Annotated in this window: 13 protein-coding genes; 2 read left to right on the top strand and 11 right to left on the bottom strand. The window is 71.3% G+C overall.

Annotated features, from left to right (window positions below):
- From DLJ53_RS08270 to thrS, 11 genes are all read right to left on the bottom strand, one after another.
- Nucleotides 1–1125: DNA translocase FtsK 4TM domain-containing protein (locus DLJ53_RS08270; RefSeq protein ID WP_244935040.1), on the bottom strand; the 1125-nt coding region annotated here is incomplete at its 3' end.
- Between the two features lie 511 nt (nt 1126–1636).
- Nucleotides 1637–2491, bottom strand: a complete 855-nt coding sequence (locus DLJ53_RS08265) for a sulfurtransferase (protein WP_111343890.1) — start codon at nt 2489–2491, stop codon at nt 1637–1639.
- Nucleotides 2492–2672: 181 nt separating this feature from the next.
- On the bottom strand, nt 2673–3719 hold the full coding sequence (locus DLJ53_RS08260; protein ID WP_162409000.1) for an FAD-dependent oxidoreductase: 1047 nt from the start codon (nt 3717–3719) through the stop codon (nt 2673–2675).
- Nucleotides 3720–3780: 61 nt separating this feature from the next.
- Entirely contained in the window at nt 3781–4632 is an 852-nt protein-coding gene (locus DLJ53_RS08255) for a cyclase family protein (RefSeq protein ID WP_111343887.1), read from the bottom strand.
- A 43-nt stretch (nt 4633–4675) separates the two neighbouring features.
- On the bottom strand, nt 4676–4984 hold the full coding sequence (locus tag DLJ53_RS08250; protein WP_111343885.1) for an urease subunit beta: 309 nt from the start codon (nt 4982–4984) through the stop codon (nt 4676–4678).
- The gene (locus DLJ53_RS08245; protein ID WP_111343883.1) at nt 4981–5241 is read right to left on the bottom strand and encodes a DUF1272 domain-containing protein; all 261 of its coding nucleotides are present in this window, start codon (nt 5239–5241) and stop codon (nt 4981–4983) included. The genes DLJ53_RS08250 and DLJ53_RS08245 overlap by 4 nt, the downstream gene beginning before the upstream one ends.
- A 6-nt stretch (nt 5242–5247) precedes the next feature.
- Nucleotides 5248–5550 (bottom strand): urease subunit gamma, encoded by a 303-nt coding sequence (locus DLJ53_RS08240; protein WP_111343881.1) that lies wholly within the window; start codon nt 5548–5550, stop codon nt 5248–5250.
- A 46-nt stretch (nt 5551–5596) separates the two neighbouring features.
- On the bottom strand, nt 5597–6424 hold the full coding sequence (locus tag DLJ53_RS08235) for an urease accessory protein UreD (RefSeq protein WP_162408998.1): 828 nt from the start codon (nt 6422–6424) through the stop codon (nt 5597–5599).
- 159 nt (nt 6425–6583) lie between these two features.
- On the bottom strand, nt 6584–7591 hold the full coding sequence (locus DLJ53_RS08230) for an LLM class flavin-dependent oxidoreductase (RefSeq protein ID WP_111343878.1): 1008 nt from the start codon (nt 7589–7591) through the stop codon (nt 6584–6586).
- 163 nt (nt 7592–7754) lie between these two features.
- Complete coding sequence (locus DLJ53_RS08225; protein ID WP_111343876.1) at nt 7755–9227, bottom strand: SH3 domain-containing protein; 1473 nt, start codon at nt 9225–9227, stop codon at nt 7755–7757.
- A gap of 232 nt (nt 9228–9459) precedes the next feature.
- The gene (gene thrS / locus DLJ53_RS08220; RefSeq protein WP_202913029.1) at nt 9460–11628 is read right to left on the bottom strand and encodes a threonine--tRNA ligase; all 2169 of its coding nucleotides are present in this window, start codon (nt 11626–11628) and stop codon (nt 9460–9462) included.
- Between the two features lie 276 nt (nt 11629–11904).
- Between thrS and DLJ53_RS08215 the strand changes: the two genes are divergently transcribed.
- Together DLJ53_RS08215 and hutG are read left to right on the top strand one after the other, a co-directional pair.
- Nucleotides 11905–12186, top strand: coding sequence for a metal-sensitive transcriptional regulator (locus DLJ53_RS08215; RefSeq protein WP_111343874.1), 282 nt, complete (start codon nt 11905–11907; stop codon nt 12184–12186).
- A gap of 776 nt (nt 12187–12962) precedes the next feature.
- A complete protein-coding gene (gene hutG, locus DLJ53_RS08210) occupies nt 12963–13757 on the top strand; it encodes an N-formylglutamate deformylase (RefSeq protein WP_111343872.1) in 795 nt (264 codons plus the stop codon).
- Nucleotides 13758–13796: the final 39 nt, after the last annotated feature.

Raw genomic sequence — 13796 nt, 5'->3', positions numbered from 1 at the left:
CTCGCTGCGGCGCGAGGTGCGGCGCTGCGGCTCCGGCTCGGCCCTCTCGGCGGGCGCAGGGCGGCGGCCCCGCTCGGACCCGGCGCGGCGGGCCGGCTCGGGCGCGCGGCGGGCGGTCTCTACCGGCGGCTCCTGGCGCTGGCGCGGAGCGGGCGCCGGCTCGTCCTCGAAGCCGAAGTCGTCCTGCGGCTCGAACTCGTCCTCGAGCGTGTAGTCGTCCTCGCGGTCGAAATCGAACTGCGGCGTCGTGTCGGCCACGGCCCGGGACCGCTCGCCCCGGCGCGGACGGTAGACGTCCTGGTCCTGGACGGCGTCCGGCGCATCCTCCAGCGCCTCGCGCAACGTCGTGCGCGGCGCGGTCCGCTTGGCCGAGGTCTTGCGCCGGCGCAGCTTCGGGCCGACGAGGCGCGTGCGCCACATCATCACCTGATGCGTCGCCGCCCCGTAGAGCTCGGCGAGGCGCGAGGCGGCGTCGCCCTCATAGGTGTCGGTGTCGTCGAGGCCGTACTCGTCGGGCGCGACGCGGCTGCGGTGGATCGTGAAGCCGAGGTCGGCGGGGCGCTCACGGCGGCGCGCCGGCGCGATCGCCGAGACCAGCGCCACGGCGGCCACCAGACCGGTGACGCCGCCGATGAAGCCGAGCACCCAACCCGAAGAGATCCCGAAGACGTCCGCCCACACGAAGTTGTGCACGCTGCCGATGACGCCGCCGAGGCCCAGCGGCAGCGGCCACGTCTCGGTGACGGGGAAGACGTTGACGAAGCCCGGCGCGAGGATCAGCGCGGCGATCCCGGCGCTGACGCGCCCCGGCGTCCACCCCACCGGACGTCCGGAGACGAGACGCAAGCCCCAGAGCGGCAGCGGCAGGATGAGGAGCGGCGCGGCGACGCCGAAGAGCTGCATCACCGGATCGGCGAAGGCCGCGCCGAAGGAGCCCATCGCGTTCTGCACGGGCGCGTCGGTCGCGTGGGTGAAGCTCGGATCCGACACCGTCCAGGTCGCCAGCGCCACGGCCAGCACGACCGACAGTCCGATGAGTCCCAGGCCGACCATCGTCGCCATCGCCCGGCGGGCGAACAGCACCGAAGGATCGTCGAGGATTTGCTCCAAAGCTCTCAAACGCATCACGCTCACGGCACGCCTCATCGGTTTCTGGCGACGTGGCTGCGGCGATCGGGTCGGTCATGGCGGCGTCCGACAGACGTCCAGCCCCGTCACCCGTTTTTGTGACCGGGTGGCGTTAAGGGTGCGTAACCGGAAGCGTGTCAGTTGCGAAAGATGGACGCTGCGTCACTGAACGACGACGTTTTGTAACGGGATCGGCAAGAATGTCACGGCGGCTACAGGCCGGGTCGAAAGCGCCGCGAATTCAATGAAATGACCCTGTCGGCGCATATCCGGCGCACGGCCGATGCGTTCCGCGGCGCCATGCCGAGGCGTTGAACAAGGATCGAATTGCCGCAAGGCGTACGCGGCGCGCGACCGGCGCAATTACTAACCATACTGCCGGAATGGACCGGCCTCCGCCATTCGCGCTCACGGTATCGGGTCCGAGTCGGCCCGGCGCCGCCGAAACGTCGGCCGCGGGAGACGGCCGGAGGTGGGCGCCTCCCCTCCCCCGGCCGCCGAAATCCGGTCAGCCGCGCTCCATCGGCATGCTCTTGTCGGACGCCCACTCCTGGAGCGAGTGGTCGTAGACGAGCGGCTCGGGACCGCCGAGGCGCGCCATCATGAACGGGATGATCGTCGCGGTGATTCCGCCGCCGCAGTAGGAGATGACCTGCTTCTCGAACGCCCCCACCGACTCGAGCTGCCGGCGGATGTCGTCGAGCGGCAGGAAGCGGCCGGTCTGCGGGTCGGTCATGCCGACGCCCGGCACGCTGACGCTCCCGGCGATCCGCCCCGGCCCCACCTCGCCGCGGAAGTTGGCCGCGGGAAGCGCGTTGATCGTGCAGGTCTCCCCCCGCTCGATGGCGGCGAGGACGTCGTCCTTGGTGGCGATCAGCGGGCGCGGCGGCCTGGCGGTGAAGGTCCCGGGCGCCGGCTCCGGTGCCGGGCCGCTCTCGACCGGCAGGCCGGCCGCTGTCCACGCCCTGATGCCGCCGTCGAGCACGCCCGCCTCGTTGTAGCCGAAGAGGCGCAGCAGCCACCAGGCGCGCGTCGCCCACCAGGGATTGCCGGTCGAGTAGAGGACCACCCGATCGCCGTCGTTCACGCCGAGCGCCGACATCGCGGCCGCGAACGACTCCTGGCTCGGAACCGCGAAGGCGAAGCGATTCGACGTGTCGGAGAGGTCGTTCACCAGGTCGGCGAACTGCGCGCCGGGCAGGTGCGCGGTCTCGAAGGCGGCACGGTCGGGGCGGTTGACGGGCGCGCCTCCGGCAGGATTGGGCTCGATCTGCACGGTGCAGTCGAGGATCTTCAGGTCGGGCGCGCCGAGCTCGCCGGCGAGCCACTCGGGGTCGATGAGAAGGGGCAGGCTTCCGCTCATGCCTCTTTCCTTTCATTGCGCCTTGGTTGAAGCCGCCAGCGGCCCGTCAGAGGCCACGAAGGCGGCGGGGTCGTCCGCCGGCCGCACCGCAAGGCGTCCGGTGCGGCGGCGGTTCGTCGAGGGTGGTCAGGGTAGACCCGCCCCACGATCCCCGCCACTCGCGGGCAGGGGTCCGATGCGACTAAGTTCGCAATCCCGATAAGAAACCGACCGTTCGCAACGCCGAATTGCGGGCGAACACCCCGATCGAGGAGGTCGCCGTCAGCGCGCGATAGGCGCGGTCCGTCCAGCGCACCACGCGATGGGCCGCGGCGAGACGTTCGGCACGATAGTGCGCCATGTCGCCGTGCTCCACCGCCTCGGCGAAGGCGAAGGCGTCGGCGATGCCCAGGTTCATGCCCCGGCCGCCGACCGGCGAGTGGACATGCGCGGCATCTCCGCCCAGCGCGACGCGGCCCTTGCCCATGACCTCGGCGACGCGGAGGTCGACGTGGAATGCGTTGTCGCTGATCACCCGGTTCACGGGCATCAGCCGCCGCGCGGTCTCGAGGACGTCCGGGTGGTTGGCGATGAGGCGGTAGCGCCCCGCGCCGATGGTGATCATGAACGCCACCTCGCAGACGTCCGACAGCACCGCGCAGGCCTGCTCCGGCCAGGGAAAATCGCACTCGGCGTCGGCGACGCTCCATGTGCCGCCGACCTGCCGGCCGGGAAAGTCGATGTCGAGGAGCCGCCGCACGGCCGAGTGGGAGCCGTCCGCCCCGAACGCGTAGTCGGCGCTGACGGCGCGCGTCTCACCCGTCCCGACGTGCGTCAGCGTCGCCTCGACGCCGGCGTCCGACTGGGTCAGCGCCGTCGTCTCGTGCTGCCAGAGGACGTCGATCGCATACCGCGCGAGGGTCTCGGCGAGGATCCGCTCGGTCTCGCTCTGCGGCAGCGCGACCAGCGTCGGGAGGCGCTTGTCCTGCCCCGGCACCTTGAGGCGCGTCAGGAGCGTCTCGCCCTGAAGGAACCGCACGCTGCGGACGCGCTGCGCCTCCTCCAGGACACGCGCCGCGGCGCCGCAGTGGGTCAGCAGCGACAGGGTATTGCGATTGACGCCGACGGCGCGGGCCTGATCGGTCAGCCCGACCTCGCGGTCGGCGATGGTGACCTGGTAGCCGCGGGCTGCCAGCGCGATCGCGGCCGACAGCCCTACCGGGCCAGCGCCCGAAACGAAGATGTGCATGCCCCGCCCCTGTGACGCCAGCCACATGGGATCGGGGGACGCCCTCGCCAACCCCTTGCCGTTACGCGGCCTTCGTCAGCGCGAAGACGCGCGCCGGACCGCCGGAGCCGCCCTTGTGCTTGGGTGCGCCGAGGACGATCATCGCCCCGCTCGCCGGCAACGCGCCCAGCCCGGCGAGGCATTCGACGCCCCAGCGGTTGGTCGGGAGCCAAGAGTTGTGGGTCCCGAAATCGGCCGACGCGCCGTGGTCCAGCGACAATGTGTCGACCCCGATGCCGATGGCGCCGGTCTCCTCCATCAGCATCGCCGCCGCTTCCGGATGGAAGCCGGGGAAATGCATCACGCCGTCGCCGTCGGCGTTGCGGAAGCCGTCGCCGCCGACCTTCTCCGCCCAGCCGGAGTGCATCGCGACGCAGCACCGGTCCGGCATCTCGCCGTTGGCGGAGATCCAGGCCTTGAGGTCGTCGGGCGTCACCTGCGCATCGGCGTCGTCGGCCGCCCGGGCGGCGATGTCGACGATCACCAGCGGCGCGACGAGGTTGGCGACCGGGATCTCGTCCACCGACTGCCCGTCCGTCGAGAAGTGGAGCGGGGCGTCGACGTGGGTGCCGGTGTGCTCGTCGATGGTGAGGATCGAGAGGTTATAGCCGTCCTTGTCGCGGAAGTAGACCTGGTTGGCCTCGAACTGCGGCTTGCCGGAGAAAGTCGGGAAGTCCGGCACCAGGGTATGGGTCAGATCGGCGACGCCGGAGAAGCGGCCGGAGACGCCGCCCGCCTCGGCCGTCTGGGCCAGCGCCGGGCGCGGCGTGCCGAGTGCGGCCGCCGCCGCGCCGGTCGCCGCAGCGCCCAGGAGCAGGCTGCGGCGGCTCATCATCGATTGCCGCACGTTGTCGATCACGCATTGTCCGCACATGGCTGAGCCTCCCGTTTTTGCTGGAGGGGGCGCGGACCGGGGATCAGTCGAGCGGGCCGGCCACCTTCGCGTTGAAACCGTGCACGATCCGTGCCCCGAGGTACGGGATGAGGCGCACCGTGCGCTCCTGCCCCGGCTCGAACCGGGTCGCCGAGCCTGACGGAATGTCGAGCCGCCGCCCGCGCGCCGCCTCCCGGTCGAAGGAGAGCGCCGCGTTCGTCTCGTAGAAATGGTAGTGCGAGCCGACCTGGATCGGGCGGTCGCCGGTGTTGGCGACGAGCACCTCGACGACGTCGGCGCCGGCGTTCAGCTCGATGTCGCCGTCCGGAGTGATGATTTCGCCGGGGATCATGCTGCACCTCTGAGAGCGACGCACTCCGGCTTCGAGCCGAGGACGCGTTCGGTGGACGCGGGATGCCTCGCCAGCATGTGCGGCGGACGCACCGGACGGCGGACGAGCTCGCCGCCGCAGTTCGGACAGGTGCCGCCGAGCGGCCCCTCGACGCAGTCGACGCAGAAGGTGCACTCGTAGGTGCAGATGCGAGCGTCCGGCGATTCCGGCGGCAGGTCCCGGTCGCAGCACTCGCAGTTGGGCTTCAGCTTCAGCACGGCGCCCTACCGGATGGGATTGTGGACGGTGACGAGCTTGGTGCCGTCCGGGAAGGTGGCCTCGACCTGCACGTCGTGGATCATCTCGGCGATGCCTTCCATGACGGCTTCCTTCGGCACCACGGCGGCGCCGGCCTCCATCAGGTCGGCGACGGAGCGTCCGTCGCGGGCGCCTTCCATCACGAAGTCGGAGATCAGGGCGATCGCCTCGGGGTAGTTCAGCTTCACGCCGCGTTCGCGCCGGCGGCGCGCTACGTCGGCGGCGACGGAAATGAGGAGCTTGTCCTTCTCCCGCGGCGAAAGGTTCATGCGGTCGTCCCACGATGAAGCAGGCCGCGAGGACCGCGCGCCTGCACTAGAGCTGCCATGCGCGCGGCAGCGGCGCGCCGGACAACGCGACTGAAGCCCGGCCGAGCGCATCCTGCAAACTTGTGTGGTCCGGCGCAAGAACCCGGACCACCGTCAAGGCGCCCATGGTGCTCGCTCCCCAGCGGGCATTGGCGCCGTCGAGCGCCGCGCGCGCCGTGTCGGCCGTCCCGCCGCCGACGTGGAGCACCAGCCCGACGCCGCGCGCCCCGTCCAGCGCCGCCGGCCCGGACGCGCGGGCGATGACCTCGTCGGTGAGGCCGAAGGCGTCGACGTAGACGAGCCGGCCGGCGATGCGCACCTCGATGCGGTCGCGCACGTCGGCGGTGGTGACGCGCTCGCCCATCGCGGCGCGGCCCAGCACGAGGCCCTCGCAAAGGGTGAGGCCCCCCCCTTCGGCGAGGTCCACCAGCGTGCGGCGGCGCAGCTTCGCCCCCTCGAACAGGATCGTCGGCTGCGGCAGGTGGCGCACCGTGCCGCCCTCCCCCGCCCGCACGACCTGGAGGACCTCCGCGGGCCCGTCCTCGCAGCGATAGACGCGCTCGCAGGCGAGGGTCGCGACGGTGAGGGTATGCGCCTCGGCCGCCATCTCTGTGCGGAAGCGGTCGCCGCTGACGAGGCCGCCGGAGATGTTGAGGATCAGCGCCTCGACGCTGTCGCTGCCGGGGGCCATCCGCGGGAAGCGGAGCTTGGCCGAGCCGGCCTGACGCACCGTCGGCGTCGTGACGCGCCCGCCCTTGTCGGCGACGGTCACCGCCGCCTCGCCGACGCTGCGCTGGAAGAGGGTCGCCGGCGCGTCGGCGGGGCGCGCCGGCACGGGGCGGTCTGACAATTGGTCGAACAATTGATCTGTCATGCGGCCGGCTGGCGCCACCGGGCGGCGGCGTCGGGTCGATGGCGTGGGGGCAAGGGCCGGCTCCAGACTGGTCTTGCCCCATTCAATGGCCGGCGCCGGCCGGTTTGTCGATTCCGGGGCCTACTCGGCCGCCGCCGCGGCCGGAAGATCGGCCAGCACCTCAGCCGCCATCCGCATGGACTTCAGCCGCGCCTCGTGGTCGTGGATCGCCGCGACGACGAAGATCTCGTCCGGCTCGTAGTGGGCGATCATGTTGGCGAGCGTCCGGCGCACCGTCGCGGGCGAGCCGACGGCGGAGAAGCGCTGCATTCCCTCGACGAGCGGCATGACGTTGGGGCTCACCACGGCGGTGAGGTCCCGGACCGGGCGCGGCAGCGGGCCGGGCCTGCCGCTGCGCAGGTTCGCCACCGCCTGAAGCTGCGAGGAACGCAGGTACTGCGCCTCCTCGTCGGTGTCCGCCGCGTAGACGTTGACCGCCAGCGCGAAGCGGGACTGCTCGAGCCGGTCCGACGGGCGGAAGTTGCGGCGGTACACCGCGAGCGCGTCCTCCAGCATGTTCGGCGCGAAGTGGGAGGCGAAGGCGTACGGAAGACCCATCACCGCCGCGAGCTCCGCCCCGAAGGTCGAGGAGCCGAGGATCCAGACCGGGACGTGGGTGCCCGCGCCGGGGATCGCGCTGACCCGCGTCTCGCCGGGGCGGGAGTCGAGGTAGGCGATGAGCTCGGCGACGTCCTGCGGGAACTGGTCGGCCTGATCGCCGTACCGGCGCAGCGCCCGGGTGGTCACCGGGTCGGTGCCGGGCGCGCGGCCGAGGCCGAGGTCGATGCGGCCGGGATAGAGCGTCTCGAGCGTGCCGAACTGCTCGGCCACCATCAGCGGCGCGTGGTTCGGCAGCATGATTCCGCCGGAGCCGAGCCGGATCGTCTTGGTATTGGCGGCGAGGTGGCCGATGAGGACCGCCGTCGCCGAGCTGGCGATGCCGGGCATGTTGTGGTGCTCAGCGACCCAGAAGCGCGTGTAGCCCCACTGTTCCGCGTGCTGGGCGAGGTCGGTGGACCGGGCGAGAGCGTCTGCCGCGGTCCCACCCTCGGGAATCGGCGACAGGTCGAGGATGTTGTAGGTGACCATCGGCCTTTCCTTTCAGGGAGCCGGCGCGTGAGGCGGCCGACCGTCGGGGAGCGGCGCGAACGGCGCCGCGACTATCGTCGGCGCTCAAATATGTGCGCTAGCACTGATCTCGGCAACCCGTCCCGGTCACGGGACTGTGCAGAACGCAGCCCGACCGCCCGGCCTAGCAGCGGATCCAGCGCGCGATTTCCCACGAGATCCAGCCGACCGTGCCGTCCTGGATACGCACGCGATGCCAGCTCCCGCTCTGCTCGCCGAGCATCTGGATGGGCGTGCCGGACGGCAGTCGCCGCAGGCTGGAGCCGCGACGGGTGCTTGGATGGGTGCGCAGCGCCAGCCACGCGTCCGGCGGGCGCACGTCCGCGACATAGCAGTAGACCGGCTGTTGCGGCGGCGGGGGGTTCCACGCGGGCGGCTGCGCCTGCCGGGCAGCGGCGGCCTGCTGCTCGGCGGTGCGTCGCTCCGCCTCGCGCTCCTCCGCCGCCCTCTGCTCGGCGGCGCGCTGCTCGGCGGCCCGCTGCTCCGCCGCCCGTTGCTCGGCGGCGAGGAGCTCGGCCGCGCGCCGCTCAACCTCGCGCCGTTCGGCCTCGAGGCGCTCGGCGTCCCGCTCCGCGGCGGCCCGCTTCTCCTGCGCCTTCTGGTCGGCCGCACGCTGCTCGGCGGCGCGCTCCGCCTCGGCCGCCGCCTCCCGCTGGCGCTTCAGCTCGCTGAGCTGCAGGGCGAGCGCGGCCTCGTTGCACTGCGGCGACTGGTCGGCGAAGCGGGCGTAGGCGTCGGCGGTGTCGGCGGTCTTGGCCGCCTCGAACCCGTCCGCGCAGCGCCGCTGCGCCTCCTGACGCAGGGCGAGCTGGTCGCGGATGCTGCGCGCGGTCGCGACCAGCCGGCACTCCGGGTTGCTGGCGATGAAGGTGTCGAAGGCGCCGACGGTGTTCTCGCGCGCCGCCGCATCGAAGGCGCGCTCGCAGGTGGCCTGGGCCTCCTGCGCCCGGGTTGCGGCGATGAGGCGCTGCACCTCCGCGACCTGCGGGCAGTGGCTGAAGAACAGCGTGTAGGCCTCCAGCTTGGGGATGCTGCCGTCGAGCCGCACCGTCTCGAACGCGCTCTTGCACTGCGGATCGCCCACCGGGATCTGCACGATGAACGACGGCGTGCAGGTGATCCCCTTCCCCTCGGCCGAGTTGCGCGCCCACAGGATCACCTCGGCGGACAGCTTGTCGGCGTTGCGGCGGAAGGGGCGGAGCGTGACGGTGATGTCGGCGCGGTCGGCGCGGCTGATCAGGTCGCGGATCTCCTGGGCCTGCGGCTCGCCCGTGCCCGACGCGGCGCCGGCGATGATCTGGAACGTGTCCGCCTTCGTAATGCGCATGCGCGTACGGTCGCCGAGCTCGGCGGTGATCGAGCCGAGGATGTCGGTCTGGTCCGCCTCGTCGACGAGATCGCGCGAGCCGCTGACGCCGAGAACGTAGAGCGTCTGCGGCGGACGGCCGCCGAAGCAGGAGGTCTGCAGCGCCAGGTCGCGCACCTCGTCGGCGACGTCGGTGAGCCAGGGCCGATCCTGCGCCCGCGCCGATCCGCTGGCCGAAACGAAGGCCAGAAGGGTCAAAAGGATGGCCAGGGGCCGGACCACGGGCGCCATGCTGAAACCTCCGAACTGAAATCGCAGGCAGCAAACCGCAGGAAACGCCCGATGTCACCCGTGCGGGGGCGCCGGGTGATCACCAATTCGTGGGAATAGGGCCGAAATGTGCCGCCCCTCCCGGGGAGGTTGCGGCCACCGGCGCACGCACCCGGAACCACCCGTCCGGCGGCACGCGAAGGGACCGGCGCGCGGGGCGCCGGTCCTTCCGCGGGTGCGATGCGGCGGCGGCTTACTCGGCGGCGTCGGCCCCCTCGACGCTGTGGCGGTCAGTCTCCCCGGCGAGCGTGGAGATCGAGACGGTGCCGCCGCCGCGCTCGGCGAGGATGCGGCGGGCGGTCTCGACCGCCTCCTCGCGGGTGGCGAAGACGTCGGACGAGCGGCCCAGGACCGCGTCGTTGACGACGAAGCCCTCGAACACCTCGACCACGTCGATGCGCTGGTCCCTGGCGCCCGCCGCGCGGCTGCGGGCGGCCGCGACGCGGCGCACGTCCGGAGGCGTGACCTCATCGGCGATCATCGCGACGAAGGCGTCGAGGGACATCGTCGTCGATTCCCGCGAGCCGAGGCGGCGCACGTTGACGGTCTTCTCCTCCGCCTCGCGGGCGCCGACGACGGCGATCACCGGCACCTTGGCGGCGGAGTGCTCGCGGACCTTGTAGTTGATCTTCTCGTTGCGAAGATCGGTCTCGGCGTGGATCCCGGCGGCTTCCAGGGCCTTGCGGACCTCGACGGCATAGACGTCGACGTCCGACACGATGGTTGCCACCATGACCGGCATCGGTGACAGCCACATCGGCATGTGGCCGGCGAAATGCTCGATCAGGATGCCGAAGAAGCGCTCCAGCGAGCCGACCATCGCCCGGTGCAGCATGACAGGCGTGTGCTTCTCGCCGTCGGCGCCGATGTAGAAGGCGCCGAGGCGACCCGGCATGTTGAGGTCCACCTGCACGGTACCGCACTGCCACTCGCGGCCGATGGCGTCACGCAGCGTGTACTCGAGCTTCGGGCCGTAGAACGCGCCCTCGCCGACGTTGGTCGACCACGGCCGGCCGGTCGAGTTCAGCACGTCGATGAGCGCCTTCTCGGCCTTGTCCCAGACCGCGTCCTCGCCCACGCGGACCTCGGGCCGGTCGGAGAACTTGATGATGACGTCCTCGAAGCCGAAGTCCTCGTAGATCGAGAGGATGAGGTCGTTCATCTTCAGGCACTCGGCCGCGATCTGCTCCTCGGTGCAGAAGACGTGGGCGTCGTCCTGGGTGAAGGCACGCACGCGCATCAGGCCGTGGAGCGCGCCCGAGGCCTCGTAGCGGTGGACCTTGCCGAACTCGGCGACCTTGTGCGGCAGCTCGCGGTAGGAGCGCAGCCCGTTCTTGAACACCTGGACGTGGCCCGGACAGTTCATCGGCTTGATCGCGTAGGTGCGCTCGTCCGGCGTCTGGGTCATGTACATGTTGTCGGCAAACTTCTCGGCGTGACCGGAGGCCTGCCACAGCGAGATGTCCATCAGCTCGGGCGTGTTCACCTCGTGGTACCCGGCGGCGTCGTTGCGCCGGCGGATATACGAGATGAGCGACTGGAAGACGCGCCAGCCCTTCTCGTGCCAGAACACGGCGCCGGGCGCCTCCTCCTGGAAGTGGAAGAGGTTCATCTCCCGGCCGAGGCGGCGGTGGTCGCGCTTCTCGGCCTCTTCCAGCATGTGGAGATAGGCGTCGAGGCCCTTCTTGTCGGCCCAGGCGGTGCCGTAGATGCGCGTCAGCTGCTCGCGGTTCGAATCGCCGCGCCAGTAGGCACCGGCGACGCGCATCAGCTTGAAGGCGTCGCCGATGTGGCCCGTCGAGGTCATGTGCGGGCCGCGGCAGAGGTCGAACCATTCGCCCTGGCGGTAGAGCTTGACGTCCTGGTCCTCGGGGATGGCGTCGACCAGCTCGACCTTGAAGCCCTCGCCCATCTCCCGGAAGATCTCGCGGACCTCGTCGCGCGAGCGGACCTCCTTGGTGAAGGGGGCGTTGCGCTGGATGATCTCGCGCATCTTCGCCTCGATCTTCGCCAGATCGTCGGTGGAGAAGGGCGTGTCGCGATAGAAGTCGTAGTAGAAGCCGTCCTTGATGACGGGGCCGATGGTCACCTGCGTGCCCGGCCACAGCGCCTGGACGGCCTCGGCCATCACGTGCGCGGCGTCGTGACGGATGAGCTCCAGCGCTTCGTCGTCCGTCCGGGTGACGATCTTGAGGCGCGCGTCGTGGTCGATGGGGTCGGCAAGGTCCGAGAGGGACCCGTCGACGACCATCGCGACGGCCTTCTTGGCCAGCGACTTGGAGATGGACGCGGCGATGTCGGCGCCGGTCACGCCGGCCTCGAACTCACGCGTGGCGCCATCGGGGAAGGTGATTGTAATCATTGCACTCGCTCAATCTCTGCCCACGGATGCAGGTAAGCAGGACCCCGTATCTATCGGCTCGGCCCTGAAATGCAACGACGGATCCGCGCCGGCTGCCCTGTCGATAGGCAACGCTCCCCGGGCGCATGTCCCGGCCGGGCCATATCGGTCACAGCCCGCCCGGCGGCGCCCCTTCCGGGGACGGAAATCCCGGTTCGGCCCCCTGCGAACACCGTGTGATCGGTTACACTCCCGGCTCCGGTCAGCGAAGGACGGATCGACCAACCAGGCAGGACGATGGACGAGGCGGACAACAAGAGCGCGGTGCTGCGACGCCTGGCGCGCCTCGAGGGCCAGGTGCGGGGCGTGACGCGCATGGTCGAGGAGGAACGCACGTGCGCCGACGTGCTGGCGCAGACGGCCGCGATCCGCTCGGCCCTCAAGGGTGTCGACAAGCTGCTGCTCGAGGACCATGCGCGCCACTGTGTCGACGACGCGATGGCGGCGGACGACTCCGACGCCCGGCGCGTCAAACTGATGGAGCTGATCGCCCTGATGGACAAGGCCCGCAACGTCTGAGCCCCGGGATCACCTCCACCGGCCTTGCCCTCCCTGCGGCGCCGCCGCCCCGCGCCGCCGCGGGCACGGCGGATCCCGAGCCTGTTCCTTGGAGCCAGCCGTCGCTGAAGCCCGTCAGGAGGCGGGAGGAGGCGCCGTGCAAGGCCGAAGAACGCAGTGTGCCTTGCGCGGCGCCTCCTCCCGCCTCAGGGCTTCAATCAGCGACGGCTGGGTCCGAGGAACAGGCGACGCCCCTGTTCCTTGGTGAAGCCCGAGCCCCCGCGGCGCCCGATGGCTGTGGACGTCGGGAAGCGCGGGGAGCAGGATGTCGGCGTTCACCGGCTCCGCGGCCGGCCGGAGGGCGGCGGCGCGGTCATAGCCGCGGATCGTCCTGCCGACAGCCGTACGCCGCCCGCCGTCTGTGGGTGCCGCGGTCGCGGACTGCGTCGGCGTCCCCTTGACGGACCATGCGGCGCCGGAGTGAGTTCGCCGCGGGGATGGCCCCGAGGCCCGGCGCGTACGTCGCCGTGCCGGTCGCCAGCAGGGCGCAGGGCTCGGCCCGGCCGGCGGGCTTCGTCGGCCGGATCGGCCGGCGCCCTCGCCACCAGAGTCCGGTCTGCGGTGCTCCGGTCCGACGGGGAACGTCCCATGGCTCGAAAGCGAGTTCGAAACCGACCGGTCCGCCGCATCCGGCCTCGCCGCCGCCAAACCAATCATCGCGTGACCGCCGGCGAAGGCGGCCGGTCTCGCGCCGCTGGAGTTCCATCAATGTCCCGTGCCACCACCATGCCCGCCCGATGACGACGCCGTTCCGATTGACCGAGGGCGAGGGCCCCGTCCTCGTGTCGGTCCCGCACGCCTCCCTCAACGTGCCTGACGCCATCGCCGAACGCCTCGACGAGAACGGCGCCCTGCTCGCCGACGCCGACTGGCACCTCGACACGATCGTCGACGGGATCGGGGGGCCGGCGAGCGTCATCAAGGCCGGTTTCCACCGCTACGTGATCGACGCCAACCGCGACCCGGGCGGGACGTCCCTCTACCCGGGCCAGGCGACGACCGCCCTCGTCCCCCTCACCGACTTCGACGGCCGCGCGATCTGGAAGGAGGGGCGCGAGCCGACGGTGGCGGACGTCGACGAGCGGCGCTTCTCGTACCATGCGCCCTACCACGACGCGCTCGCGGGCGAGCTTGCGCGGCTGAGGGACAGGCACGGCATCGCGGTGCTCCTCGACGTCCACTCGATCCGCTCGGTGATCCCGCACCTCTTCGAGGGCACGCTGACGCCGTTCAACGTCGGCACCGACTACACCAGGACCTGCGGCGGCCGCTTCGAGGAGGTCGCGACGCGGCTCTTCCGGGAGAACGGGGAGACCGTGCTGAACGGGCGCTTCCGCGGCGGCTGGACGGTCCGCCGACACGGGCGCCCGACGAACAACATCCACGCGGTGCAGATCGAGATGGCCCAGTCCCTCTACATGGAGGAGGCGCCGCCCTTCGCGCTCGACCCGGACGGGGGCGCGCGCATCGGCGCGATCCTGGCGCGGGTCGTCGACGCGCTCGCCCGGACCGCGCTGGATCACCGGGGCTGAGCGGCCGCGCCTGCCCGCGGCCCTGCGCCCGCCCGGCGC

It is taken from the genome of Acuticoccus sediminis (assembly GCF_003258595.1).
GTDB lineage: Bacteria > Pseudomonadota > Alphaproteobacteria > Rhizobiales > Amorphaceae > Acuticoccus > Acuticoccus sediminis.
This window is presented reverse-complemented; position numbering and strand designations above follow the sequence as displayed.

Excerpts from the sequence above, each read along its gene's own strand:
- DLJ53_RS08265 (WP_111343890.1), bottom strand. The coding sequence starts at position 2,491 with ATGAGCGGAAGCCTGCCCCTTCTCATCGACCCCGAGTGGCTCGCCGGC.
- DLJ53_RS08260 (WP_162409000.1), bottom strand. The coding sequence starts at position 3,719 with ATGCACATCTTCGTTTCGGGCGCTGGCCCGGTAGGGCTGTCGGCCGCG.
- DLJ53_RS08255 (WP_111343887.1), bottom strand. The coding sequence starts at position 4,632 with ATGTGCGGACAATGCGTGATCGACAACGTGCGGCAATCGATGATGAGC.
- DLJ53_RS08250 (WP_111343885.1), bottom strand. The coding sequence starts at position 4,984 with ATGATCCCCGGCGAAATCATCACTCCGGACGGCGACATCGAGCTGAAC.
- DLJ53_RS08240 (WP_111343881.1), bottom strand. The coding sequence starts at position 5,550 with ATGAACCTTTCGCCGCGGGAGAAGGACAAGCTCCTCATTTCCGTCGCC.
- DLJ53_RS08230 (WP_111343878.1), bottom strand. The coding sequence starts at position 7,591 with ATGGTCACCTACAACATCCTCGACCTGTCGCCGATTCCCGAGGGTGGG.
- DLJ53_RS08225 (WP_111343876.1), bottom strand. The coding sequence starts at position 9,227 with ATGGCGCCCGTGGTCCGGCCCCTGGCCATCCTTTTGACCCTTCTGGCC.
- thrS (WP_202913029.1), bottom strand. The coding sequence starts at position 11,628 with ATGATTACAATCACCTTCCCCGATGGCGCCACGCGTGAGTTCGAGGCC.
- DLJ53_RS08215 (WP_111343874.1), top strand. The coding sequence starts at position 11,905 with ATGGACGAGGCGGACAACAAGAGCGCGGTGCTGCGACGCCTGGCGCGC.
- hutG (WP_111343872.1), top strand. The coding sequence starts at position 12,963 with ATGACGACGCCGTTCCGATTGACCGAGGGCGAGGGCCCCGTCCTCGTG.